The sequence below is a fragment of the Pseudoalteromonas citrea genome (assembly GCF_000238375.3).
GTDB classification, from domain to species: domain Bacteria; phylum Pseudomonadota; class Gammaproteobacteria; order Enterobacterales; family Alteromonadaceae; genus Pseudoalteromonas; species Pseudoalteromonas citrea.
In genome coordinates, this window is record NZ_AHBZ03000012.1 from 103,572 (window position 1) to 128,502 (window position 24,931).

Consider the following 24,931-nt stretch of genomic DNA (forward strand, 5'->3'; position numbering starts at 1 on the left):
CGCAATTTGGTGTTAACTCGCAATCAAACGCGCCTTAAACTGGTACGGATCGCTCAATATACCCCCAAAAAGAGGGTTTTTTAGTCTAATTTATCGCATGGGTTCGGCTTTGAACTATTATGTTAATTCATTATTAGTAAGGATATAGCCATGATTGATATTGATGACTCTGTGCTCAAAGACATAAAAAATGGGTTTAATTTACCACCAAAGCCGGAGCTACTCTGTCAACTACAAGATACCCTGACAGAGCCTGAGCCTAATCTTCACCAAATTGCAGAACTTATTTCAACAGACATAGCAACTTCAGCAGCAGTACTTAAAGTGATCAACTCTAGTAGCTATGGCATGGCACGTACTATTACCGATATTCGTCAAGCCGTTATGTTTTTGGGATTAGAAAGTATCACAACCTTAGTGACTGGGTTTTTAATTAAGCAAGCGTTTGACCAACGCACATGTTGTATCAAACTAGAACGTTTTTGGGATACCGCAACAGAAATTGCAGATGTTGCGACACTTATCGGAAAAAAAATTAAATCCAAAGTTCCCATTGAAAACCTGCATATGCTGGGGTTATTTCATGATGCTGGCATACCTGCAATGGCTATGAAGTATGACAACTATTTAGATGTACTAACTACGGCAAATCAACAATCAACAGTTAACTTAGCCGCCCATGAAGCAACGTATTATCCAACCAACCACGCTGTGATCGGTTACTACCTAGCAAGTAGTTGGAACTTACCAAAGGTGATTTGCCAATTAGTATTGCGCCATCATGACATTGATTACTTTAACGAACATCACCCCAGTGACGAAAAACTCTGTATGGCAACATTAAAAATGGCAGAAAATTTAGTCTATACCAACAAACGCTTTGTTGTAGACCCTGACTGGCTCAATGTTAAAACCGCGGTATTAAAAGTCTTAGACTTAGAAGAAGATGACTACCAAGATATCAAAGATGATGCGCAGGAGTATTTCATCGAATAAAAAGCAAGCTTCCAAAAAACAATACTTAAAGATTGGTTTTTGTGCTTTTTCTAAATTTATCCATAGAGTAGTCGTCTATGTTTTTAAAATAATGTAAACAGATGCAAATAGCACCTTGAATTCTAATTGTTAATAGCATATAAATCAGGGCGATTTCATTTGCCGGTTTACAGATAGCATGCATATTAGAATACTTGTCCAGAAAACAATGGAAGGTGAGAATTTATAATTCAAATTCATGACTTAAAATAAAAAATTGAAAAAACTACACCCCTTTTCATTCATTCTTTCATTTACAAAGAGAGTATTAAATTGCAGCTGAACAATTTAAATATTGCCATTATTGATGAAAGCAAAGCAAATATAGAGCTACTCAGCAACATACTGAAGAGTTTAGGCGTCTTTAATATATTTACTTTTGCTCAACCAGAGCAATTTATGAATGAAATTGAAACTCAGCAATTCGATGTCTTATTTCTAGATCATAATATTGAGCAACTACATAATCACTATGACATGATCAGCGATCTGATTTTTGCAGATAAGCTACTACCTACCACACGTCTAATATACCTTGCATTTGAAAATACCTCTTTTGATTACACCTGTGAGTATCCATTTCATAGTACACAAATGATCACTCGACCTTTCAACACTGCGCAAATATCAGAGCAGTTGAAGCAGCACGTTCTACAAATTTCTGAATTTAAGACCGCGTATCAATTTATTAGTCAAAAACATTACAAACGAGCCCTTTTACATCTAAAAGATCTTAGAAAACGTGACTATCCAAACTTTTTAAAAAAAGCGCGAAACCAGCTGTTAGTGAACTTGCTACAGCAACTAGGTCAATATAGTATTGCCAAAAAGCTACTTACCCCTCTTGCTGAAAAGCGCATTCATTGGGCTAGTTGGAGCCTATTCCACATTAACTATGAGCTAAAAGAGCTCGATAAATGTAAGCAGTTTTTAGCCTTACCACTTATTCAGAAAGTGTACCCAGTGCGTGTTTTTTATTGGCAAATCTATTTATCTTGGCAAACCAACAAGCGACACATAGCAACAGAGCAAGTATTGGCTTTTGAACTAGAAAAAATGTCTCCGATGATGCTTAGGCTGGGGTTCATGACACTGCATGCAAATCAAGAAGTCGAGGCATTAGATAACTTACTCAATAGAGTTCACAGTATCCGTAACGAAAACATTGAGTATCAAAACTACATCAACAGTTTAAAAGCTCGAATGCAGATTTTATCTGCACTTTTTAACCCGTCAAAACAGCATACTGACAATGCAAAACAGAGTTTAATTGATGTGCAAAAAATCATGCAATTAAATAACCCCGATGAATTTAGCACGCTAATGATTGCACTGATGATTCTTGAGGGTAACCATCTCCCAGCGAAAGCAAAGCTTACTCAACTTGCGCAAAAGAGCAGTGATGATCCTATACAAGTGATCTTTTTAGCATTTTTATACCACCATTTAGGTGAACATCAAGACGCCTTCGAGAGCATTTATACAGCACACCAGCTGATAAACCGACAGCTAAAGAATTGCCAACATGTTTTAGCTGGCTTAATGCACAAAATTGTTTTCGAAAAAATATATCAAACTGATAAAGCAAGGGCCCATGCCTATGAGAAAATAGGTAGACGTTTATACACATCCGCAGAATATCAAAATGCAGTCAAAATATATGGTCACGCACTGAACGCCGGGATCCAAAGTAATGAGATTCAGTCTAGGCTAGATGAATGCATACACCTCAGTGGTATGACTGATCATTACTACCAAACACAGATGCACAGTGTCTCAGTATAATGCCACCGCAACTAATCCCTTTATTCCCCGGCGCCTATCAGAACAATGTAAAAAAATTGTTTATATCAAAAAGTACACAAGGTACACTCTTTTTATTAATATCGGCTATAACGTGACAAAATAACACCAGCTGCTCGACCGCCTCCTACAAACTGTAAAACCAATGATGGCGAGTACGGCTTTTATATAGCTTTCGTAAAAAGGATGGTTTAGTGCTAGCAAACATGCAACAAAAATTGAGTTCAATTGGGCCTGGAATATTAATGGCGACCGCTGCAATTGGAGGCTCTCATTTAGTTGCCGCCACACAAGCAGGTGCATTATTTGGTTGGCAATTATTATGGCTGATCGTCGCTGTAAATTTACTCAAATACCCCTTTTTCCGTTTTGGTGTTGAATATACTCTACATACAAAAAATAGTGTTATAGAAGGGTACAAACGCCAAGGTAAGATAATATTTGCGATATTCACTGTACTCAATGTTGTGGCTGCAATCGTTAACACCGCAGGTGTCTTACTCTTAACTGCAAGTCTTCTGCATTACGCACTACCGATGCAAGTGAGCGTCACCACATTATGTTTTGCTATTTTATCAGTCTGCTTAGTGATTTTACTTTTTGGCCATTACAAAGTACTTGATAAGGCCAGTAAATGGATTATGAGCTGCTTAACACTCGCAACCATCTCTGCATTGTTGATTGCACTTTTTCAAGGAAGTGCACACCCAACACCAGAGATCATGCCTGACCCTTACCAGTTGGCTATGCTTGGCTTTTTAGTGGTTCTTATGGGGTGGATGCCAGCACCTATTGAAATATCTGCCATTAACTCTCTGTGGATAAAAGCTAAATGTAAAAGCACAACATTTAATTTTCGCCAAGGTATGTTTGATTTCAATCTAGGTTATGGACTTACAGCCCTTTTGGCTCTCGTATTTTCCGCACTAGGTGTTCTAGTCCAGTTTGGAAGTACCAGCAAAATAGAGCTCGCGGGGGTTGCATTCAGCAAACAGTTAATCGACATGTACACACTCACTATTGGAGAATGGGCCCGTAGCCTAGTATCGGCCATCGCCTTTTTATGTATGTTTGGTACCACACTGACTGTACTTGATGGGTATGCACGAACCCTTAATGAAGCACTTTGCTTGTCTCGTAACAATACGCCTAAACATAGCTTAACTCTGTTCATACTATTACAAGCTTGTTTGGGAATGGCTGTGGTGCTCTTTTTTAAAGCGAACTTAAAGGATATGCTTACTTTTGCTATGACCTTAGCATTCGTAACCACCCCGCTGTTTGCTTGGTTTAATTATCGATTGATGGTAAATATTGAAAAGCCACCCCGTGGCGTACTCAGAGTATTGACATGGGTTGGCCTAATCTATTTATTTGGCTTTGCTCTGCTATTTATCTACTGGCGTTTTTAAGTAGATTGAAAAACGTAATAAACGTTGGCTATTACGTTTTTACTCTCCCCTTACAGGCTCAGCGATTAAGGCGAAAATCGAGTTGTACTCTAGACTTTGCAGCTACTGCAACCCCATCAACAAATTTAGGGGCATAACGCCATTTTTTAAGCGCTTTAATTGACGTATTTTTAAACCCGCTACCTTCCTCAGGGTTTAAAATTATAATGTCTTTCACGAAGCCACTGGGCGTGACCGTGAACTCTAGTTGCACGGACCCCTCACGACCCATCTTGGCAGCTCCCGTGGGATATTTGGGTTCTTTTCTATAAAGAGGAGTTTGCTCAATATTGTCATTCCAAGGCCGCATTTGTGCAATGGCGATGCAATGTTTTGTTGCTGCTTCTCGGTCCCCTTTTCGCTCATAGGCAGCAACAAGCCTTGAATGTGCAAAGAGCTCGTAAGGGTGCTCAAAATCAAGGTTTTTATCGAAAACATCAACCACATTATTCAAACGCTCAATTGCTGCATTATGTCTTTTTCGACCGGTTTCATATGCAGCAACCCACATGTCCACCTCAAGACGGTGCATCGAATCTGCCGGCAGATGAGTTATATTTATTTCGTCTGTACGTTTAAGATATTGTTTCGCTTTGCGATAATGTTCACGACTTGTAAATAATATTTTTGCCGCTTCAAAGTTAACTTTTGATTCTAATACTATGTCTTCACTGTACTTTGCGATCTTTAGTGCGTGCTCAATATGTGCATGCCAAGCACTGCGTTTTCCACTTTCCACTAAAGACTTTGCCAGTGATAACAACGGGTCGATCAACTGTGAGCTTTGAGTGTTGTATAGTTTCTCAGTCGCAGTTACTATCTCTTGATATAACGCAACTTGCTCTTTTTTCATATCATCTGGCATTGACTCTGCGTAGTTAGCTGCCAAATTCAGAGTATTTTGCTGCCCCTTACCATATACTTTTTGCCCAAGAAAATAAGCTTTCTTAGCAAGTTCATACTTATCGGTGTCGTTTTTATTTTCCACTGCGTGTTGATAAGCTTGGTAGGCTTGATTAAATTCTTGTTGAGTATTTTGGCTTGCAAACACGTTGCCAAAGCATAATATCAGTGCTGCGACAGTGCCATAGGTTAATTTACGCATACTATATCCTTATAAGAATAACAATTAACATCTTTCATGCTTTAATATTGTATACAAAAAAGCCGTGTATAACACGGCTTCAATGTTTTTTATTCTTGTTTGAGTTAGCTAAGTGCTTTAACCTGCTCCCAAATAGACACAACATGGGTCTTATCTTCGTCGGTTAGTTCACCATTGCGGTAAGCTTTCACTAAACTTTTTTCTACGTTATCGTTAAGCTCTGTTGGGCTTAAATCTTCGCCTTCAACTTGGGCATACCCTACAGCAAGGTCAAAGTGGCCACGTAAATAACCGCCTGCAAATAGCTCATCATCACTCGCTTTATCAACTAGATCATCAAAAAATTGCTGGGCAGCTGTTACATAGTCTTGAAATGACATTATTTCTCCTAATTTAAATCTGGGTGGCCTACGGCATACATCACGTAATCATTGTACCCTGTGATCACACGAATATAACCACTTAATTCATTATCTAACGATTGATCTCCGGTATCGGCAATGAGTGGACGGCCATTTAGCGCTTGTAATTTAGTTTTTGTTGCCACAATTAGAATGTTCTCTCGCCCTACTTTACGTATTACATCCGGGCTTAATTGTTGATTGCCACGTCCAAAAATATGCCCTTGACCACCAATAAGCGTGATCACTAACTTCGTTGGATGAGTGCCAGTACAATCGTAAAGCTGAGCTGCTGTCATATCTTGACCTATCAGCTCGTGATCTTTTATTAAATCAACACCTAACAATGTATTATCTAAGCCTAGCTCTTCCATAACCGCAGCAACAGTGGACCCTGAGCCCATAATATATTGCTCATCTTCATCCATCTCACTGATCACATAAGCTGCTAAGTCAGCCAGCACCAGTTCGTCTGTTTCTTTGCCACCATTTTTAACACTTTGCACATAACGAAGTTCAGATGGCACTTGCATTTCACCGTAGCGTTTCGCTTTTACAGTGCCTTGTCGAAATGCACTTTCATCAATGTCCATCACATTAGCATCTGCTAACGTAACCAACTCACCCTTAACCAGCATCTCAACGACTCTTCCTGCCGCTTTTGGTGTAATAGCATAAACACCCGAATGTATCTTACAGCCAGCTGGAACGCCTAGCACTGGGACTTGATCTGCCACAGCAGCACAAATATTCCTCGCGGTTCCATCACCACCCGCAAATAAAATCATATCAACCCCTTGTGCCACCATTTCTGCTGCTGCAGATTCTGTGTCTTGAGGGCATGTTTTGGTCTCTGTAGATAAAACAACTTCTGTTTCAAAGCCCAGCTCTTTTGCACACGACTCACCCATTTGGCCATTGACCGTGTAAATTTTCAATTCATCTGCGTATGGTACTAGCAACTCTAATGCTTGCTTAGTACGCATATTGGCTTTTGGCTCAGCGCCCAATGCTAACGCTTGCTCTGCGGTATCTTCACCATCACTGCCTTTGAGTGCAACGCTACCACCTAAGCCCGCAACTGGGTTTATAATTAAGCCAAGCTTAAACTGCATCTAAAAACTCCTCTGGGCATTGCCACTCTAACTGCGCTGCAGTGAGTGGCCAAGGTGTGCCATAAAATTCACACAAGGCTTTTAATAACGTCTCAGTGCGTTCACTAAATCCATTTTCAACTAAACTCAGTAACCGCTTATGAACACGCGTTTGGAAACTAAAACGACATGTTTGCGCGCCATTTAAATTATCAATCGAGACATTAAACGCAAAACCCGCTGCTATACTCAACGCCCACTCAATCGCCTGAGGCTTAACCTCAGCATTCTCAAATTCAAGTTGCTGCTCTCTATCACGACCATCAGGGCAATACCAATAGCCATAATCTTCTAACAAGCGGCGGTGTTCACCCGCAACTAACCAATGCGCAACTTCATGTAATGCACTAGCATAAAAGCCATGTGCAAACACAATTTGATGAAACGGGGTTTCAATACTTGCAGGAATATAAATAGGTTCGTGCTGACCTTTTATGAGCTTACAGTTATACGTTTGATAAAAGCTCTCGTCGAATATACGAATTAGATCGTGGATCTGATGTGTCAAAGTCGTAATAGTTCCAAGTTAGAAGGGGTGAGACAATCGGTGTATTGTACGGTTTTTTACCGCTAATGTAAAAAACCAGACCGTATCATAACGGACTGATAATCGGTAAAAACACGATAACTCACCCTGTTATTTGCATAACTAAGCTGTCTTTATTCATAAATTTTCAGTATGTAAACTTGGAAAATCAACCTCAATGCGACAGCTTTGATTATTGATATTTAAAGTTTAAACAAAGATGAATAATACCCTTTTTAATATCATTACTCTCATAGCGCAAAACTTCATTCTTTAGCTATCCACAACGCCTGATATTTCAATATGAATTTTATTGCCAAACAAGCACATCAACAATAAAGGGTGACAAGACGTATATCTGATTTTTCGAAAGTAAAGCTACGCCATAAAACCAAGAAGATCGAGAATATTAAACAGCTGATAACTTACTAATTAAAGGAAGGCCTACAAGTACCGATTTTACTTAAAGTGCACAATTATGCAGATTAAAAAAGCGCCAAACTTGCAAAAAAAAAGCTATGCAATGCATAGCTTTTCTCAAAATAGAATACAAAAGTACTTTATGCGGGTTTTTCTTCCCCATTTTGCTCTGATACAGTGTCATTGATCTCGGTCGCAGGCTCTTTTACCTCTTCAGTCGACACTTCAACCAATGTAGCCACTGACTTGTTTTTGGTGTAGAAACTATCACCAGACTCAGCCAGAGCCATTAAGCTTTCAGCTGGAGTAAAGACCGCATTTTCTGAGGCATAAGTTGATAGCTCAGAACATACCTTATTAATCCCGCGCTTATCCATATAGCTAAATGGCCCACCTAGGAATGGTGGAAAACCAATACCGAAAATGGCACCAATATCACCATCTCTGGCGCTACTAATAATGCCTTCATCTAAACAACGGGCTGCCTCATTTAACATTTGCGCCACACAGCGGCTGGCAATTTCTTGCTTATTTAGTCGTGGGCTCTGGGTAATACCCAATAACTCATAGACTGACTCGTCAACTTTTTTACCTTTTTTCTCATAGGTATAAAATCCACGACCGGTCTTTCTGCCAAGGCGTTTAGAGTCAATTAAGCGTTCAAATGCATTTGGCGCTTTAAAGCGATCGCCTAGCTCTTTCTCTAAAATTGGTGCGATTTTAGATCCAATGTCAATGCCAACTTCATCCAACAAAGCCAATGGTCCAACAGGAAAGCCAAATTCAACCAATGCCTGATCAATTTTGTCTATTGGTTCACCCGCAAGAAGTAAATTAGCGGCTTCATTGACATACGGCGCCAAAATACGATTGACATAAAACCCTGCTTTGTCTTTCACAACGATAGGCGTTTTCCCTTGCTTTCGTGCAAAGTTAACGGTTCTAGCAATCGTGGTCTCTGACGTACCTTCATGAGGAATGATCTCGACTAAAGGCATTTTTTCTACCGGTGAAAAATAATGCAGACCAATCACATTTTCGGGTCGTTGCGCTTGTTCAGCAATCTGAGAGATAGGTAAAGATGACGTATTACTCGCAAAGATTGTATCTTCACGGCTTTCACGCTCAATATCAGCCACCATGCTTTGCTTCAGTTGTAAATCTTCAAATACCGCTTCAATGACCATATCAACATGTTTAAACGCCGTGTAGTCAGTACTGCCAGTGATCCGATTCATCGTCAGCTGAAGTTCAGCCTTAGACATAATACGGCGTTTTTGACGCTTTGAAAGAATCTTATAACTATAATTCATTGCGTTGCTCACACCTTGGTGCGCCACGTCTTTAATTCGTACTAATGCACCCGCTTTAACTGCACTCACATGCGCAATACCAGCGCCCATTAAGCCACCACCTAATACAGCGGTGCGTTTTATTGGCTGCGCATCATCACTTTTATATTCTTTTTTCATCTCTGTCGTGGCAAAGAAAATACCACGTAATGAACGAGATACCTCTGTCATTACCAAATCAGCAAACCCTTCGGCTTCAGTTTTATAAGCTTTTAACTCACCTAACTCAACCGATGCACGTACCGCTTTGATTATATTCAACGGTGCAGGGTAATGCCCCCCCGTCTTCTTCATAACGTTATCTTGGGCTTTCTTAAAGATAATATTTCGGCCAAACGGATTCGACTCCAATAACTTACTGACTTTATCAAGCTTTGGTTGCGCTGCTTTTGCCTTGCCTTTCGTGGCAAACTTGGCTGCCACATCAAGTAAAATACTGTGTGGCACACTGTCATTCACTAAGCCCGCTTTCTTTGCTTGCTTAGCACGAACTTGTTTGCCCGTTAACATCCACTCCAACGCCTTTTGAATACCAACAAGCTTAGGTAAACGCTGAGTACCACCGCCTCCAGGTAATAAACCAAGCTGAACTTCAGGTAAACCAAGTTTAGTAATATCACTGTCAGTACAAACCCGATAATCACAGGCTAAAGCAAACTCTAACCCGCCACCAAGGGCTGCACCATGAATAGCAGCAACAGTTGGATAAGGTTGCTTTTTCATAGTGAAAAAGGCCTGCTGGCACATTTCAGACAATGCTAGTGCATCTTCACGATTTTGTGCATTATCAAGCATTTTAATGTCAGCACCAGCGATGAAATTATCCGATTTTCCACTGATAAACACCATCCCGGTGATATTGTCGTCACTGCCTTGCTTTAAAATAGCGAGTAAGTCATCAGCGAAGCTATCGCGTAACGTATTCATTTTCTCGTCAGGTACGTCAATCGTGACAATAGCAACGCGTCTGTCGTTTAATTCATAACTAAATACTGACATTATGCACTCTCCAATACAAAGGCCGCACCTAATCCACCCGCCGCACATGCAGTGGTTAATGCTAGTCCGCCGCCACGGCGTTTTAATTCATGTAGGCTTTGCGTAATTAAACGCGCCCCCGTTGCTGCAAATGGATGGCCATATGCCAATGAGCCACCATTTACATTAAATTTATCCATATCAATTTCACCTAACGCTTTTGAGCGGCCTAACTGTTCTTTGGCAAACTTATCACTGCCAAACATTTTCATATTTGCCAATGCTTGTGCCGCAAACGCCTCATGCATTTCAATAAGGTCTAAGTCTTGTAAAGTGATCCCTGCTCTATCTAAGGCTATAGGCGTTGAGTGCGCCGGCCCCATTAACATATCTTGCTCCACACCAATGGCAGAAAACGCGAAACTGCGTACATAACCAAGTATGTCATACCCAAGTGCCTTCGCTTTACTTTCACTCATCATAAGAACAGCCGCCGCACCATCAGTAAGTGGGGTCGCATTGGCTGCAGTTACCGAACCATGCACCCTATCAAATACCGGTTTCAACTTGGCATAGCCTTCAAGTGTTGAATTGCCACGAATATTATTATCTTGTTCGATGAATGATTTATAAGGCGGTACGTGCGCGGCCATCACTTCTTCAGCGAGTAAACCATCTGCCCATGCCTTTGCAGCTAATGAATGCGAACGATGTGCCATGGCATCTTGATCTGCACGACTAATACCATGTGTTTTCGCCATCTGCTCTGCGGTTTGACCCATAGACAGACCAGTCGAATACTCAGCAACGGCAGGCGGCACTGGCATTAAATCTTTTAAGCGTAACTTAGAGAAAATCTTCAATCGCTGGCCTAATGTGCGCGCTTTAGTCAAATCGACTAAACTACCAGCCAACTTCTTACTGACCCCAATAGGTAAAACTGAAGAAGAATCGGCACCACCCGCAATCCCTACTGTCGCAGAGCCTGCTATGATAGATTCGGCAACATTTGCAATAGCTTGAAAGCTGGTTGCACATGCCCGAGATACTGAATATGCATCAACTGATGTTGGCATGCCTGTACCCAATACGATTTCGCGTGCTATATTTGGCGCTTCTGGCATTTGTACCACTTGACCAAAAACCAATTGATCTATTTCACTTTTATCGAAATTAAGTCGCTCAAGCATTTCATTAACGACCAACTTACCCAAATCTAAAGCGGGTACATGATGAAAAGCAGTCGCTTGCTTGGCAAATGGCGTACGTAATCCACTTACAATCGCGATTCTATCGCCCTTTGTTGTTTTTAGAATATTTTGTTCAGACATTGATTTCGCTCTCCCGCTGACAGGTCTGACCTGTTTTATTTATCCTGATTCTAAACAACCCCTTTCATAATGCCAATAGAAAATTCACTATTGATGAGAAAAGAAGCAAACACCCCCTACCCTAGTTTGTTTTTTGCACAGTCGCAAAAGTTATTGAAAAAACAAGGGAACTAATTGAAAAAATAGAGTCTAACTTAACGCAAAATTATCCATAAATTAATTTGAAAGACTTGAGTTCTTACGGTGAAATCCTTATAACTTAGGAAAAAATTTGTCAGTACAAGGACAAAGCAATGGCAGTAAATGAATTTTCTGAATTAAAAAATTACCTCGATACGCAAATTATTGGTCAGCCAGAGCTGACTCAAGCATTATTAATTGCTGTATTAGCAGACGGTCACCTGCTCGTTGAAGGTCCGCCTGGTTTAGCGAAGACCCGTGCAGTAAACGCATTGGCAAAGGGGATTGAAGGCAGCTTTCAACGTGTACAATTTACCCCTGACTTATTACCGGCTGACGTTACTGGTACCGATATCTATCGCCAGCAGACCAATGAGTTTGTTTTTGAAAAAGGCCCACTGTTTCATAACTTGATATTGGCCGACGAAATCAACCGTGCACCAGCCAAAGTGCAATCGGCTTTATTAGAGGCCATGGCTGAACGACAAATCACAGTCGGAAAAAATACCTATCCGCTCTCTGATCTATTTATGGTTATGGCTACTCAGAACCCATTAGAGCAAGAAGGTACATACCCACTACCAGAAGCACAGTTAGACCGCTTTTTACTACACTTAAATATTGATTACCCTGGTGCAGAAAACGAGCTAGCAATTTTACGCCTTACACGTGGCGAAGCGCTTTTGGAACAAGCACCAACCTTTACGCCTATCAGCCAAGCAACCTTATTTGCTGCGAGAAAAGGCGTGTTATCTATGCACTTGGCTGAACCGCTTGAACAATATTTGGTGCAATTGATCATTGCTACCCGCGAAGCCAGTAAGCTAGATGCACAATTGGGTGCATGGATTGAGTTTGGCGCCAGCCCCAGAGCCACGATTGCACTAGATAAATGTGCGCGTGCCAATGCATGGCTTCATAACCGTGAGTTTGTTACTCCAGAAGACATTCAAGGCGTTGTGTTCAATGTATTACGCCATCGTATTATTTTAAGTTACGAAGCTCAAGCTGATGGGATCACCAAAGACCAAGTTATCAGCCGTATTTTAGAACTTGTTCCAGTACCGTGATTATGAACCAATCTGAATTATCTCCACAGGCGTTTTTAACTCAGTGTCACAGTAATGGTGCTGAGTTAGGCTTGAAAGAGTTGCTGTACTACAAACCCAAAGCCAACTTACTGTCTCTGCGCCCAAAGCACAAAGTAAAGAGTGCACAAGCTGGTCAATACTTAGCCCCCCACAAAGGTCGGGGCATGGAGTTTGCTGAAGTACGCCAATATCAATATGGTGACGATATTCGAGCCATTGACTGGCGTGTCACCGCGCGTACTGGTGAGGTTCACACTAAACTCTATCAAGAAGAAAAAGAACGCCCTGTTTTTGTATTTACCGATTTTTCCAATAGCATGCTATTTGGCTCACAGCTGTTGCTAAAATCAGTTCAAGCGGCACATTTAAGTGCACTGGTTGCTTGGTCTGCTTGTCAACGAGGAGATCGACTCGGTGGCATTGTATTCAGTGAGTACGGCCATCATGAACTTAAGCCAACCGCTCGGGATAAAGGTGTATTAGCCTTGTGCCACCAATTAGTTGATATCCATAAGCAATCAGTAGTCAATCGTGATTCAAACGCAGCCAGTACTTTTGAAGATAATTTAAAACGACTTGGCCATTTAGCTAAGCCTGGCAGTCTCGTGTATTTGATCTCTGACTTTAACAATCTAGATGATGCCAGCTTTAAACAACTTGAACGCCTTGCACGCCACTGTGAACTCATTGGCTGCCATATTACTGATCCGTTTGAACTGCAACTTCCCGCTCATCAAGAAGCTCTCACCGTATCGGCTGGTGAACACAGCTGGACATTACCCCTAATGGATAAGCGCTTCCGTGAACAATTTGCTGAACAAGCTCAACATGCTTTTTCTGCGCGTTTAGAGCGATTAAAGCGCGCGGGTATGACTATGCAAGGCTTTAGCGCAGCAACCGCGCTTGAATCGCAAATTTCGAGGTATTAATTTAAATGCAAGCATCACCACTTGACGCCTTACATGATGTACTGCCACCGAGTGAAGTCTCTTGGTGGCCTCTATCGCCAATGGTGTGGGCTGTCGCTCTGAGCACACTAATATTAGTATTAATAATTTGCAGATATGCATACAAAGCGCATTGCCATAAAAAAGCCAAAAAACAGGCCATCTTGCAAAGCCAACAACATCCTAATAATGCACAAGCACTGCACATCATCTTAAAACGACTTACTAAACATTACTATGGTGTAGCCGCTACCACACAATCGCAAAATCAATGGGCGCATACCTTAAGCAGGTTATCTGGGTTGTCATTTAACGAGCAAGAACTCAACAGTCTTTATGCTCCAACGCCTGATAGTCAACTAGCTGATAAACTGACCCTTGCCATCAATAAATTTAAGCTCAAGGAGACAATAAATGTTTGAGTTTAGCTGGCCATGGCTGTTCTTATTACTGCCGCTGCCTTGGTTAATCGCCAAGTTTAAGCCCACACAACACAGTACTTCACAGCGCTTACGCATGCCGAGTTTTGCAAGTTTATCTTCATTAGCGCCTAAAATAAGTGAACACTCACGAGGTGTTTCTTGGCTAGAAGGCTTAATTTGGGTCCTCCTCGTTATTGCTGCAGCAAACCCACAATGGCTGGATGAGCCAGTTGCTTTACCAAATGAAGGCCGTGATATTATGCTGGCAGTCGATCTATCTGGCTCAATGAATGAGCAAGACATGGAGTATCAAGGCCGCTACGTAGATAGATTATCGGTTGTTAAAGCCGTGTTGGGCGAATTCATTGAGCAACGCCAAGGCGACCGCTTAGGTCTAATATTATTTGGTGATACAGCATTTTTACAAACGCCTTTAACTCGCGATTTAAACACCGTTAGCCAAATGCTCAGTGAAGCACAAATTGGTCTTGTTGGCCGTGCAACCGCAATTGGTGATGCATTAGGACTTTCAGTAAAACGATTTAGTCAAAAGCAAGACAGCAACCGTATTTTAATACTGCTAACCGATGGGCAAAATACAGCGGGTAATCTTAAGCCTGAAGAAGCACTCATTTTAGCCAGAGAAGAAGGCATCAAAGTTTATACGGTCGGAGTAGGTTCAGATGGTCGAGGTGGTTTCAGTTTATTTGGCATGGGCGGTTCAGCAGGCAGCAGCATTGATGAAGCCACTTTGAAACACATCGCATCAGAGACCGGCGGCAGTTACTTTAGAGCCAAAGATGTTAGTGGCTTACAAAAAATCTATCAAGAACTTGATGAATTAGAGCCTATCAGTGATGAAGAACAAACCTTTAGGCCACAACTGGCTTTGTTTTTTTGGCCATTGCTTGCTGCACTCGCGCTTATTATGCTCACGATTTTAATCAAAGCCCTACGCGGCTTAAAACAGGAGGCCTAATATGGAATTTATATTTATTAGACCTGAATTGCTCTGGCTATTACTGCCTTGGTTTATTTTAACGACCGTACAGTTTGCTAAACGCGCTAAACAAAAACATAGCCCGCTGATTGCGCCACACTTAGCGAATATTATGCTCAGTGATGCACAACAACAACGCAAGACGCATAGCCCTTTGCTCATTGCGGTGTTTATGCTCATCACCATTATATGCGCTGCTGGACCCAGTTTTGAGAAACAACAGGTGCCCGTATTTCAAACTAAGCAAGCGCGTGTTGTTCTAATGGATATGTCTTATTCAATGTATTCTACTGATATTGCACCCAATCGTTTAACCCAAGCTCGTTTTAAAACTCTTGATATGATTGAGCTATTTAAAGAGGGGGATACTGCATTAGTGGCTTACGCAGGAGATGCGTTTACCGTGTCCCCTCTCACCAGTGACGCGCAAACATTGAGTAACTTAATACCTAGTTTAAGCCCAGAAATAATGCCGAGTAAGGGGTCGAATGTACTTGCCGGTCTTGACCAGTCAATCTCATTGCTCAAACAGGCTGGATATCAAAATGGTGAAATCGTGCTTATTACTGATGGCCTTGACCAAGACGACGTTGATGATATTCGCTCTGAATTAAAGAGCCATGCCTACACACTCCATATTTATGCGGTGGGTACCGAGCAAGGTGCTCCTATTGCATTACCTGAAGGCGGTTTTTTAAAAGACAACTCCGGACAAATTGTAGTACCGAAGCTAAATGTGCCTCGACTTTCAAACTTAGCACGTAGTCAAAATGGACAATTTGCAGCTTACTCTACCGCAGCTCATGACTTAACTGTATTTAAGCCGCAGGTTGACAATAAGCAACTGAATGAAACCCGTCAAAGTGAAATGCTATGGCGAATAGATGCAGGCCATTACGGGCTACTCATTTTGCTTCCACTGGCACTCTTGCTTATAAGAAAAGCAGGCTTAACTTTATCTGTTATGGCGTTAATGCTATTACCCAATGAACAAGTGTATGCTGCAGATTGGCAAACGTGGTTTAAAAATACTGACCAAAACGCGCTCTCGGCGTTTGAGCAAGAGCAGTTTTCTGCGGCAGCATCAGCTGATAACTTGGCATTAAAAGGCGCCGCGCTTTATAAGCAAGGGCAATTTGAAGAAGCTGCGAATGTCTTAAAGAATACAACCAGCGCAATTGGTCAATATAACTACGCTAATGCATTGGCAAAGTCAGGTCAATTAGAAGCAGCGCTAGAAGCGTATGACTCAGCCCTTAAACAAGACCCTGAATTTCAGCAGGCACTTGATAATAAAAAGCTTGTAGAGGATTTGCATAAGCAACAACAAGAGCAATCGCAAGATCAGCAACAAAATCAAGATCAGCAAAATAACGAGCAACAGGACAATGCTGATTCTGACGAGCAACAGTCTGACGGCAAACAATCTGATAAACAATCGAGTGACGAACAGCAACAGTCGGAGCAAGATAAATCAAATAGTAGCGACCAAAATACAGAGGGGCAAAATAATTCACCCGACATGCAAAGTGATGCAAAAGAACCTCAAGATGAACAACAAAAACAAGACTCTGCTCAGGCACAGCAAAATGATGAGCAAAAAGGTGAAGAAGACAACCTAACAGAACAGGAAATGCAGGCTCAACAGCAAGCACAACAAAATGCGCAAAAGCAAGAACAAAACCCAGAAAACATGGGGGAAGTGACAGCTCAGCCTTTAACACCTGAAGAAAAAGAGAAAGCACAACAGCTCAGTCAACTACTTCGAAAAGTACCAGATGACCCAGCTATTTTATTAAGAAACAAAATGCAATTAGAAGCACAACAGCGAGCACAACAACGCCGCCGTCAAGGAGTTGAAAAATCATGGTAATACGCTTACTGATCCCCTTATTCCTGTTAATTAACAGTTATAGTATATGGGCATTTGACACCCTTAGTGCAAGCGTTGATAAAAACCCTGTGCTGGTTGGAGAATATCTAACGTTAACGATAGAAGCCAATGGCAAAGTATCAGGTACTCAACCTGACACCAGTGCGTTAGCACAGCAATTTGTGGTTGGCCCTATGAGTGTTGGCTCTCGCACCAGTATTATAAATGGCAGTATGACCAGCCAAACTACATGGCAAATGCAATTGCTAGCGCGTAGTGAAGGCACATTTACCATTCCAAGCTTTACCGTAAACGGGAATACTTCTCAACCCATTACCTTGACTGTGGTTGCTCGAGGCAAAGACGACACTGACCAAAAAGACATTTTTATTGAAACTGCTTTAACACCTGAAAGTTTGTATGTTCAGCAAGCCGGTTTATATAAGGTAAAACTCTACATCGGCAAAGACTTACTCGATGGACAGCTCACCTCTCCAGCGATGAACGAGGGACAAATAACGCAACTTGGTAAACAAACTGAAGAATATGAAGTCGTAGATGGTCGTCGCTATATGGTGATCACCAGAGAGTATTTAATTCAACCACAAAAAAGTGGTAACTTTACCATCGAAGCCCCAGCCTTTAACGGACAAGTACGTGAAAACTATCGAAGAATGGCAGTATCAGCAATTGCTGAGCCGCTGACAGTTGACGTAAAAGCAGTCCCAAATGACTATACAGGTGATTGGCTGCCAAGTGAATTAGTCGATTTGAGCGAAGAATGGCAGCCAAGCGACAATGAAGTAACAGTAGGCACACCTATTACCCGTACAATGACACTCACAGCTGTTGGCGTCACTAAGGAGCAATTACCCGATATCACCATGGAAGCAATTTCCGGTATTCGGAGCTACCCTGATGAAAGCGATAGAAAACAGCTTGCCAGAGATGGTCGTGTAATATCACAATTGATATCGTCATTTGCGCTCGTGCCACAAACTCCCGGCACTTATACTTTGCCAGAAATAAGCGTCCCGTGGTTTAACACGGTAATTAAACGCCTCGAATATGCCACACTCCCAGCCCGGACCATCACCGTGATCGCCGATGTTAACCAAATTGCCACACCCACTGTGCCAGCAGAAGTACCATCATCGGTCATTGCACAAACGCCAAATAATAGTGCATCAACCCCGGCAACAGTCGTGGTTGAACAAAAAGCATGGTATGACTGGTTAATATTAGTATCAGGCTATCTGCTGTGGATAATCACGGTGGTTATTTGGTTTGTTCGAAGACAAAAGCCAGAAAATGTCGCCGCTGAACCAAAAAAAGAGGTTCCAGAGGTCACACTTAAAAACTTAAAAAAAGCCGCTCAGCTGGGCGACAACACTCAGTTTTATGCCGAGCTTCGACTCTATGTAAAACATCAAGCGCCGACCTTGAACTTAGACACATGGCTCAGCCAGTTAGGCGTCGCTGAACTCTCTTCTGAAATTGCAAAACTACAAGCATCTCTTTATAGTAGTCACGAGCAATCGGTCGATTTAAACGCATTATATCAATTGTTCGAACAAACGATAAAAAAGAAAACAATGAAAGATGACAAACACTTAACTCAACTATACTGAGTTAAGTGGAAAAATAATTACAGAGTGTTGCAATAAAATTGCCAACTACAAGGTCTTACTTAGCATGACCATGAAAAAAAAGCGTTACGAAGCCTTGGTTCAGGTATATCACAGCGAATTATATCGATTCGCTTATTGGTTATGTCATGATCCAACCATCGCAGAAGACTTAGTGCAAGAGACATTTTTACGGGCTTGGCGTTCGCTGGAATCATTACAAGATGACAAAGCGGCAAAGCCTTGGTTATTGACAATTTTAAGACGCGAGAATGCTCGACGTTTTGAGAGAAAGCAATTTGATTATGCCGATGTAGAAAATGACACCCTAGAGGATAATAAAAGTGTCACGCTTGACGATGAAATGGAGCAGACCGTCATACAAAGGCAAATAAATAAATTATCGTCTGAATATCGAGAGCCACTCTTATTACAAGTTGTTATGGGCTGCTCTGGTGAAGAAATAGCAGACATTTTAGAGTTGAACAAAAATACGGTGATGACACGCTTATACCGTGCCCGTAATCAGCTAAAAGAGGCACTCACTGATAATCATGAACCAATTAAAGGGGCATCAAACTGATGGATGAATTAGAGTTTCGTCGTCGACTTTTTGCAGATCCCAATGACACGGAAGTAATTGATCATGCAATTGAAAATCCTGAGCAGCAAGGCTTAGTAAATGAACTGCAAGACTTTGACGCACAATTAAAGTCCGCGTTACACGTAGAAGTACCGACAGGACTCGCTGATCGCATTTTACAACAGCAATACAAAGATGAAACAAGTACAGCAAGCAATGTAGTAGATATTGCTTGGTACCGCAGATACAACGCACCGTTTGCAACTGCGGCAAGTATGGTGCTGGCAGTCGGTATTTATTTTATGAGTGCAACCAGCTCACCATTGCAAGCGGGTGAACATGCGCTTGAACATGTCTACTATGAAGTCAATGCACTTGAACGAAGTCAAGAAGTCGCATTGCAAGTTGTTAATGAAAAGCTAGCAATGTTCGGTGCACAATTTGATAGTCTTCCGGGCAAAGTAACCTATGCGACATTTTGTAATTTTAAAGGTCAGAAAAGTCTGCATTTAATATTTCAATCTGAACATGGCCCTATGACTGTTTTTATTGTGCCTGCGCAAAATAATGATTACCAACAAGAAGACGGTCATTTTAGCGATGAACGTTTTGCCGGCGTTATTGCCAATGGACAAAAAGCAGACACCATCCTTGTTGCAAATATAGGCACTCCCATGGAAGATTATCAAACTGAAATAAACGGCGCACTGCGTTGGTTATAAAGGTTTACAAAAAGGCGCTTTGCGCCTTTTCTTTTCGACGTCATTTCATCGATTTATATTTATCTTCCGAACGAGTTTCTTTAAAATCCTAACGACTTAAGATTTATAGGATTGTTATGAGAAACTTTATAGTATTGTTTTCGCTAATCTCACTATTATTTGCCACTAGCTTTGATGTAGAAGCGCGCAAAAAATTTGGTAGTAAGAAATCAGGTAAAACCCACCAAACCAGCACCACTGCACAGAAAAAGCAAGTGGATACAAAGTCTTTGGCAGCCAACAAAACAGCTAAGCCAAAATCTAGCAAAAAAGGCATCATGGCGGGCGTACTAGGTGGCTTACTAGCCGGCGGATTAATTGCGTCAATGCTAGGAGATGACTTTGAAGGCTTCCAGTTTATGGAAATGCTTATGCTTGCAATCGCCGCATTCGTTATTTTTAAACTGATCAAAGCATTCATGGCAAAGCGTCAACAGCCTCAAATGGCTGGTGCACCGCAATTTAACCAGCAACAAACATTTAATCAGCCACAACAGTTCCAAGCACAGCAGCAAACATCAGGCGGGTTTGGTCAACAACAAGACGTGCCATTTAACCTACCTCGTGATTTTGACATAAATGGTTTTTTACAAGGTGCTCGTCAGCACTACCATACACTACAAGGTGCATGGAATAGCAAAGACTACAATACGATGGCTGAATACTTAAGCCCAGAGCTCGTTGAGCAATTTAAGCAAGAACGTGAACAACAAGGTGATGTTGCGACTGAAGTTATGTTTATTGACGCTGAAATGGTTCGTGCTGATACCCAACCACATGTATGGGAAGTGAGCATTATGTTTAAGGGTAAATACCGTGATTTAGGTGATATGCAAGAAGAGCCTATTCATGAAGTATGGCACTTAGAAAGAAAAACCGCTGGTGATTCACCATGGTTAATCGTTGGTGTTGAAGACCACATCGACAGTTAATCTAGCAGTTTGACAAGGCGCCTAAGTAGGCGCCTTATTCACTACCATAAATTACCCATGTAGCGCCCAGCCATAAAGCAATCAATACAGTGATACCTCTCAGCTCTACTTGAAAACCAATACGTAACTCATTAATATAAAGCATAAATATTTATAAATAGTGATAAGTTGTGGAAAAAATCACGTTTACACAGTACCAATTGCTTTCGGCAAGCTTTAACCCATGGCGCCCAATTTTTATCGACGTGGCAGACGCCATTATCGCAGAGCTTAAACACCCCGACTTTGAGTTTCTACATTTCGGCTCAAGCTCATTCAAAGTCGCAGGGAAAGGGATCATTGATATTTCACTATTATATCAACCTGGCGCACTAGAACTGGCGATAAAACATCTGAACGACTTCGGCTTTTTAAAACAACACAGTAGTAAACCCTTTCCTGACACACGCCCGCGTAAAGATATTGCGGTAATTTATCTTGACGAAACCTTCCAAGTACACCTGCATGTTATTGAAAAAAACAGTATCGAACATCATAAGCAATCTCATTTTAAAGCTTATATGTTGGCAAACCCGCATGCACGCACTGAGTATGAAGCACAAAAACGCCGCGTATTAGAGCAAGGGCTATCTCAGCAAGACGATTATGGTAAGGCTAAATCACCTTTTGTAAAAGCCATACTGGATAAACAAGTGTTTTAAATAAGTTTACTGGAAGTGTAAAAGAAAAGCATGAATTCGCGTAAATACTATTTCCCCTAACTCAATGCAAGAAATAATTTTGACAACATTTAACAACAAGAAAAAGCTATATCCCCCACTCATTCTCATCTTTTCAGTAACGTGTTTTTTTGCTAGTCAAGTATATGAACTGGAGCAAATACATTTACTTTTTGTCCCTTTTACTTTGTATATATTTTTTACTGGTCATAGATATACGCTTTCAAATAAATTTAAAACGGCAAACTCCATTGACTTTTTTATCAAAAAAGAAGGAGAACACCTTATCATAGAAAACAGTCTACTTATAAAAGGGCAGCAAGTCGGAATAAAATGTGCCCGTATATCTATTGTCACGATAAAAGACAACTACTTATCAATTATTGTTGATGGCAATGGTAATGGGTATGACTTTTACCCAATTGCTGATAAAGATCAAATCAAGCACCGGATCATCTCCTTGCTTGGTAAAGAGCAAGTCAACAATATATGCTTTAATATTGTTTAACTTATAAAAGGTATTTTTAAGCCAATCACCATGAGCTACCCATAATTTATTAAACGATGTGAAAGGCATCCGCACTGCATGCTGTATTACTCAATAGAAAAACGATGTGCTTCATTTACGCGAATGGTTAAATCACTCTGCTTTGGTAACGATGCCAGCCCCCACACAGTCAAACGTTCAAAGTATTTAATAAATTCAGCGACCTCAAGGTCATTCATTCCCTCACCAAGCCTCATCTTAAGTTGTCTCTCTTGCTGTAGCCGCCATTGGTAGACCCTCTCAAATGTCTGCACATCTAAATATATTAATTTGTCGAGCAATGAAAACAACTGCTGATAATCTTGTGCTAGGCAGTTGTTGACATAGTGCCGATAAGTACCTGAACTATCGTACTTGGCTTCTAAGCTATTTACTGGACTTTTTAAGCGTGCAGCGGGCTCTGGCTTTAAACCAATACACCACCCTTCAAAAATGAGAATATCTGGTGGCGTCTCAACTTTTTGCCAAAATTGCGATTGAAGCGGTTTATCTTGAGATTTATCAAACCGTGGCAGTATAAATTGACGCTGTGCTTTAAATGAATCAACGACATCGATTGCTTGTAAAATAGAGTGTGTCCCTGGCACACCTCGGGTTTTTAGCAGTGGGTGTTGGTTTGTAGCCAACATCTGTCGTTCTTCTGGTGATAAATAGAAATCATCTATTGAGACAACAGCCACGCTAATCCCGTCATTCCCAAGCGCAGCTGCTAAGTATGCCGCTAATGTTGACTTACCGCTGCCCTGTGCACCATTTAACCCCAGGCAAAAAGGTAATCCCATCATTTTTGTATATTCTGCTTTTACCCACTGAACTATTGGCTCTACATCCGAAATATAACTGTCAGTTAATGTATGTGTTTTTATAAAAGAGGATTGCCACGATGTCATAGGCTTATGTGATTATTGCCCCAGAATAGAACCAGTTTATCAAGAAACTTTACTGCCGTCCCTGCCCCATAACTCTGAGGGACCAGAAAAGTAATGTGCATATCAACCCATCAAACAAATCGATTGCAGCAAGTTATTTATATCATTTTTAAGATTGAAAGACATTAACTATACTTCTCTACGTGGCCCACTACCTGAACTATGAAAATAGCTATGTTACAGCCACGACTTGCTGGTCTATTGGCCTGTTTATACCCGTTTCTTGAAATTATATATTGCGGAGGCATTATGAAAACTACGCTTACAACGTCGGCAGGCGCGCCTATTGCAGATGATAACAACAGTATTTCTGCTGGTGAGCAAGGTTCACTCACCTTTGATAACTTTCGGCTTTTTGAAAAACTAGCGCACTTTAACCGAGAGCGACTCCCAGAACGAGTCGTTCACGCACGTGGTACAGGTGCTTATGGCACATTTACACTGAGCGAATCACTGACAGATCACACTATTGCGCATTTTTTACAAAAAGCCGGCCAACAAACAGAAGTGTTTGTGCGCTTTTCGACAGTAGGCGGTGGTCAAGATTCAAGTGACTATGCGCGAGATCCTCGTGGTTTTGCTGTAAAGTTTTACACCGAACAGGGCAATTTTGACCTGGTTGGTAACAATACACCGGTATTTTTTCTTAATGATCCGATAAAGTTTCCAGACTTTGTGCACTCACAGAAGAAAAACCCACAAACAAACCTACCCGATCCTGCTGCTATGTTTGAGTTTTGGGCTAATCACCCACAATCGTTGCACCAAATGACTATTTTAATGTCAGATAGAGGGATCCCATTGAGCTACCGGCATATGCACGGCTTTGGTTCGCATACCTTGAGCTTTTGGAATCAAGCTGGTGAACGGTTTTGGGTAAAGTGGCACTTAAAAACACAGCAAGGTATTGAGACAGTGCACAGCGATGATGCCCACAAATACCCAGCGTTTGGTGCACAACAAGACTTAGTTGCTGCCATTGAGCAAGGCGACTTCCCCCGCTGGAACGTCAAACTGCAGATCATCAGTGAAGCTCAAGCAAAAACGCTGTCGATTAATCCGTTTGATCTCACTAAAATTTGGCCTCACAAAGAAGTCCCTCTCATTGATATTGGTACCTTAGAGCTAAATAGAAATGTAGACAATTACTTTGCAGAAACCGAACAAGCGGCATTTGCACCAAGCAACTTGGTTCCAGGTATTGGCGCATCACCGGATAAAATGCTACAGGCACGGTTAATTGCCTATCAAGATGCGCATAGATATCGTGTTGGAGCGAATGTTAACCAAATTCCAGTCAACGCACCAAAATGCCCAGTTAATAACTATCAACGTGATGGTGCCTTTGCTGGCGTATGCCCATTTTCTGGCAATATTAAAAGCGATAAGAATAGCGTTAATTTTTATCCCAATGATAGAAGTAATGAAGGCGCCCCCAGCCCTGATATTACGGTGGCAGAGCCACCGATGCCGTTAGCACAGAATGCATGGCTAAAACCGCATAACCAAGACCACGAAGACTACTACACGCAAGCAGGTGACTTATTCAGACTAATGAGCGCTGAGCAGCAGTTGCAAGTGGCAACAAATATAGCTGGCGGACTGAGTGCGGCAAATGAGCATATTCAACAACGCATGCTTGAGCAATTTGACAAGGCAGACCCGCAATATATGAAAGCGGTTAAGGCTGCTTTAGCAGCCTTAGAATGAACTAAAACTATTGAGGGATCACTTAAGTTGTATAAGTGTGATTACCAAGGGAT

Annotated in this window: 22 protein-coding genes; 15 read left to right on the forward strand and 7 right to left on the reverse strand. The window is 41.5% G+C overall.

Annotation, left to right across the window (positions count from 1 at the left end; genetic code table 11):
* Window positions 1–150 precede the first annotated feature (150 nt).
* The 3 genes from PCIT_RS00500 to PCIT_RS00510 all read left to right on the forward strand — a co-directional run bounded on the left by PCIT_RS00500 (window position 151) and on the right by PCIT_RS00510 (window position 4,250).
* Window positions 151–996, forward strand: coding sequence for an HDOD domain-containing protein (locus PCIT_RS00500; protein WP_010366881.1), 846 nt, complete (start codon window positions 151–153; stop codon window positions 994–996).
* A gap of 312 nt (window positions 997–1,308) precedes the next feature.
* Window positions 1,309–2,820 (forward strand): response regulator, encoded by a 1,512-nt coding sequence (locus tag PCIT_RS00505; protein ID WP_010366879.1) that lies wholly within the window; start codon window positions 1,309–1,311, stop codon window positions 2,818–2,820.
* A gap of 224 nt (window positions 2,821–3,044) precedes the next feature.
* Entirely contained in the window at window positions 3,045–4,250 is a 1,206-nt protein-coding gene (locus PCIT_RS00510) for an NRAMP family divalent metal transporter (RefSeq protein ID WP_040696873.1), read from the forward strand.
* Window positions 4,251–4,308: 58 nt separating this feature from the next.
* Here PCIT_RS00510 and PCIT_RS00515 read toward each other — a convergent pair whose 3' ends face one another.
* The 6 genes from PCIT_RS00515 to fadI form a co-directional block, all read right to left on the reverse strand.
* Complete coding sequence (locus PCIT_RS00515) at window positions 4,309–5,394, reverse strand: energy transducer TonB (protein WP_010366874.1); 1,086 nt, start codon at window positions 5,392–5,394, stop codon at window positions 4,309–4,311.
* Window positions 5,395–5,498: 104 nt separating this feature from the next.
* Window positions 5,499–5,774, reverse strand: a complete 276-nt coding sequence (locus PCIT_RS00520; protein WP_010366872.1) for a YfcL family protein — start codon at window positions 5,772–5,774, stop codon at window positions 5,499–5,501.
* An 8-nt stretch (window positions 5,775–5,782) separates the two neighbouring features.
* On the reverse strand, window positions 5,783–6,910 hold the full coding sequence (locus tag PCIT_RS00525; protein ID WP_010366870.1) for an ATP-NAD kinase family protein: 1,128 nt from the start codon (window positions 6,908–6,910) through the stop codon (window positions 5,783–5,785).
* Window positions 6,900–7,457 carry an elongation factor P hydroxylase gene (locus tag PCIT_RS00530; protein ID WP_010366868.1) on the reverse strand — a complete coding sequence of 186 codons (558 nt, stop codon included), beginning with the start codon at window positions 7,455–7,457 and terminating at the stop codon, window positions 6,900–6,902. Before PCIT_RS00530 ends, PCIT_RS00525 begins: the two co-directional genes overlap by 11 nt.
* A 578-nt stretch (window positions 7,458–8,035) precedes the next feature.
* A complete protein-coding gene (gene fadJ / locus PCIT_RS00535) occupies window positions 8,036–10,246 on the reverse strand; it encodes a fatty acid oxidation complex subunit alpha FadJ (RefSeq protein WP_010366866.1) in 2,211 nt (736 codons plus the stop codon).
* Window positions 10,246–11,556 carry an acetyl-CoA C-acyltransferase FadI gene (gene fadI, locus PCIT_RS00540; protein ID WP_010366865.1) on the reverse strand — a complete coding sequence of 437 codons (1,311 nt, stop codon included), beginning with the start codon at window positions 11,554–11,556 and terminating at the stop codon, window positions 10,246–10,248. The genes fadJ and fadI overlap by 1 nt, the downstream gene beginning before the upstream one ends.
* A gap of 293 nt (window positions 11,557–11,849) precedes the next feature.
* On the opposite strand from fadI, the gene PCIT_RS00545 reads away from it, so the two are divergent.
* From PCIT_RS00545 to PCIT_RS00595, 11 genes are all read left to right on the forward strand, one after another.
* Window positions 11,850–12,806: an AAA family ATPase gene (locus PCIT_RS00545; protein WP_010366863.1), complete on the forward strand. Its 957-nt coding sequence runs from the start codon at window positions 11,850–11,852 to the stop codon at window positions 12,804–12,806.
* 2 nt (window positions 12,807–12,808) lie between these two features.
* Complete coding sequence (locus PCIT_RS00550; protein WP_010366860.1) at window positions 12,809–13,756, forward strand: DUF58 domain-containing protein; 948 nt, start codon at window positions 12,809–12,811, stop codon at window positions 13,754–13,756.
* 5 nt (window positions 13,757–13,761) lie between these two features.
* Window positions 13,762–14,196, forward strand: a complete 435-nt coding sequence (locus PCIT_RS00555) for a DUF4381 family protein (protein ID WP_010366859.1) — start codon at window positions 13,762–13,764, stop codon at window positions 14,194–14,196.
* Window positions 14,189–15,175 carry a vWA domain-containing protein gene (locus PCIT_RS00560; RefSeq protein ID WP_010366857.1) on the forward strand — a complete coding sequence of 329 codons (987 nt, stop codon included), beginning with the start codon at window positions 14,189–14,191 and terminating at the stop codon, window positions 15,173–15,175. The genes PCIT_RS00555 and PCIT_RS00560 overlap by 8 nt, the downstream gene beginning before the upstream one ends.
* Window position 15,176: 1 nt before the next feature.
* Window positions 15,177–17,069: a vWA domain-containing protein gene (locus PCIT_RS00565; RefSeq protein WP_010366854.1), complete on the forward strand. Its 1,893-nt coding sequence runs from the start codon at window positions 15,177–15,179 to the stop codon at window positions 17,067–17,069.
* Window positions 17,063–18,700 carry a BatD family protein gene (locus tag PCIT_RS00570; RefSeq protein ID WP_010366852.1) on the forward strand — a complete coding sequence of 546 codons (1,638 nt, stop codon included), beginning with the start codon at window positions 17,063–17,065 and terminating at the stop codon, window positions 18,698–18,700. Before PCIT_RS00565 ends, PCIT_RS00570 begins: the two co-directional genes overlap by 7 nt.
* 16 nt (window positions 18,701–18,716) lie before the next feature.
* A complete protein-coding gene (locus tag PCIT_RS00575; protein ID WP_273541988.1) occupies window positions 18,717–19,280 on the forward strand; it encodes a sigma-70 family RNA polymerase sigma factor in 564 nt (187 codons plus the stop codon).
* Window positions 19,280–20,002, forward strand: a complete 723-nt coding sequence (locus tag PCIT_RS00580; RefSeq protein WP_010366848.1) for a DUF3379 family protein — start codon at window positions 19,280–19,282, stop codon at window positions 20,000–20,002. Before PCIT_RS00575 ends, PCIT_RS00580 begins: the two co-directional genes overlap by 1 nt.
* A gap of 116 nt (window positions 20,003–20,118) precedes the next feature.
* A complete protein-coding gene (locus PCIT_RS00585; RefSeq protein WP_010366845.1) occupies window positions 20,119–20,973 on the forward strand; it encodes a Tim44 domain-containing protein in 855 nt (284 codons plus the stop codon).
* Between the two features lie 170 nt (window positions 20,974–21,143).
* Complete coding sequence (locus PCIT_RS00590; RefSeq protein ID WP_010366843.1) at window positions 21,144–21,674, forward strand: GrpB family protein; 531 nt, start codon at window positions 21,144–21,146, stop codon at window positions 21,672–21,674.
* A gap of 79 nt (window positions 21,675–21,753) precedes the next feature.
* Window positions 21,754–22,200: a hypothetical protein gene (locus PCIT_RS00595; RefSeq protein ID WP_010366841.1), complete on the forward strand. Its 447-nt coding sequence runs from the start codon at window positions 21,754–21,756 to the stop codon at window positions 22,198–22,200.
* A gap of 86 nt (window positions 22,201–22,286) precedes the next feature.
* Here PCIT_RS00595 and PCIT_RS00600 read toward each other — a convergent pair whose 3' ends face one another.
* The gene (locus tag PCIT_RS00600) at window positions 22,287–23,129 is read right to left on the reverse strand and encodes a hypothetical protein (protein ID WP_010366839.1); all 843 of its coding nucleotides are present in this window, start codon (window positions 23,127–23,129) and stop codon (window positions 22,287–22,289) included.
* 288 nt (window positions 23,130–23,417) lie between these two features.
* Between PCIT_RS00600 and PCIT_RS00605 the strand changes: the two genes are divergently transcribed.
* Window positions 23,418–24,878 (forward strand): catalase, encoded by a 1,461-nt coding sequence (locus PCIT_RS00605; RefSeq protein ID WP_010366837.1) that lies wholly within the window; start codon window positions 23,418–23,420, stop codon window positions 24,876–24,878.
* The last annotated feature ends 53 nt before the right edge of the window (window positions 24,879–24,931 follow it).

Bases quoted from the DNA above. Each gene is read 5' to 3' on its own strand.
- PCIT_RS00570 (WP_010366852.1), top strand. From the start codon at position 17,063: ATGGTAATACGCTTACTGATCCCCTTATTCCTGTTAATTAACAGTTAT.
- PCIT_RS00500 (WP_010366881.1), top strand. From the start codon at position 151: ATGATTGATATTGATGACTCTGTGCTCAAAGACATAAAAAATGGGTTT.
- PCIT_RS00525 (WP_010366870.1), bottom strand. From the start codon at position 6,910: ATGCAGTTTAAGCTTGGCTTAATTATAAACCCAGTTGCGGGCTTAGGT.
- PCIT_RS00550 (WP_010366860.1), top strand. From the start codon at position 12,809: ATGAACCAATCTGAATTATCTCCACAGGCGTTTTTAACTCAGTGTCAC.
- PCIT_RS00555 (WP_010366859.1), top strand. From the start codon at position 13,762: ATGCAAGCATCACCACTTGACGCCTTACATGATGTACTGCCACCGAGT.
- PCIT_RS00560 (WP_010366857.1), top strand. From the start codon at position 14,189: ATGTTTGAGTTTAGCTGGCCATGGCTGTTCTTATTACTGCCGCTGCCT.
- PCIT_RS00545 (WP_010366863.1), top strand. From the start codon at position 11,850: ATGGCAGTAAATGAATTTTCTGAATTAAAAAATTACCTCGATACGCAA.
- PCIT_RS00600 (WP_010366839.1), bottom strand. From the start codon at position 23,129: ATGACATCGTGGCAATCCTCTTTTATAAAAACACATACATTAACTGAC.
- fadI (WP_010366865.1), bottom strand. From the start codon at position 11,556: ATGTCTGAACAAAATATTCTAAAAACAACAAAGGGCGATAGAATCGCG.
- PCIT_RS00565 (WP_010366854.1), top strand. From the start codon at position 15,177: ATGGAATTTATATTTATTAGACCTGAATTGCTCTGGCTATTACTGCCT.
- PCIT_RS00515 (WP_010366874.1), bottom strand. From the start codon at position 5,394: ATGCGTAAATTAACCTATGGCACTGTCGCAGCACTGATATTATGCTTT.
- fadJ (WP_010366866.1), bottom strand. From the start codon at position 10,246: ATGTCAGTATTTAGTTATGAATTAAACGACAGACGCGTTGCTATTGTC.
- PCIT_RS00605 (WP_010366837.1), top strand. From the start codon at position 23,418: ATGAAAACTACGCTTACAACGTCGGCAGGCGCGCCTATTGCAGATGAT.
- PCIT_RS00585 (WP_010366845.1), top strand. From the start codon at position 20,119: ATGAGAAACTTTATAGTATTGTTTTCGCTAATCTCACTATTATTTGCC.
- PCIT_RS00580 (WP_010366848.1), top strand. From the start codon at position 19,280: ATGGATGAATTAGAGTTTCGTCGTCGACTTTTTGCAGATCCCAATGAC.
- PCIT_RS00520 (WP_010366872.1), bottom strand. From the start codon at position 5,774: ATGTCATTTCAAGACTATGTAACAGCTGCCCAGCAATTTTTTGATGAT.
- PCIT_RS00510 (WP_040696873.1), top strand. From the start codon at position 3,045: ATGCAACAAAAATTGAGTTCAATTGGGCCTGGAATATTAATGGCGACC.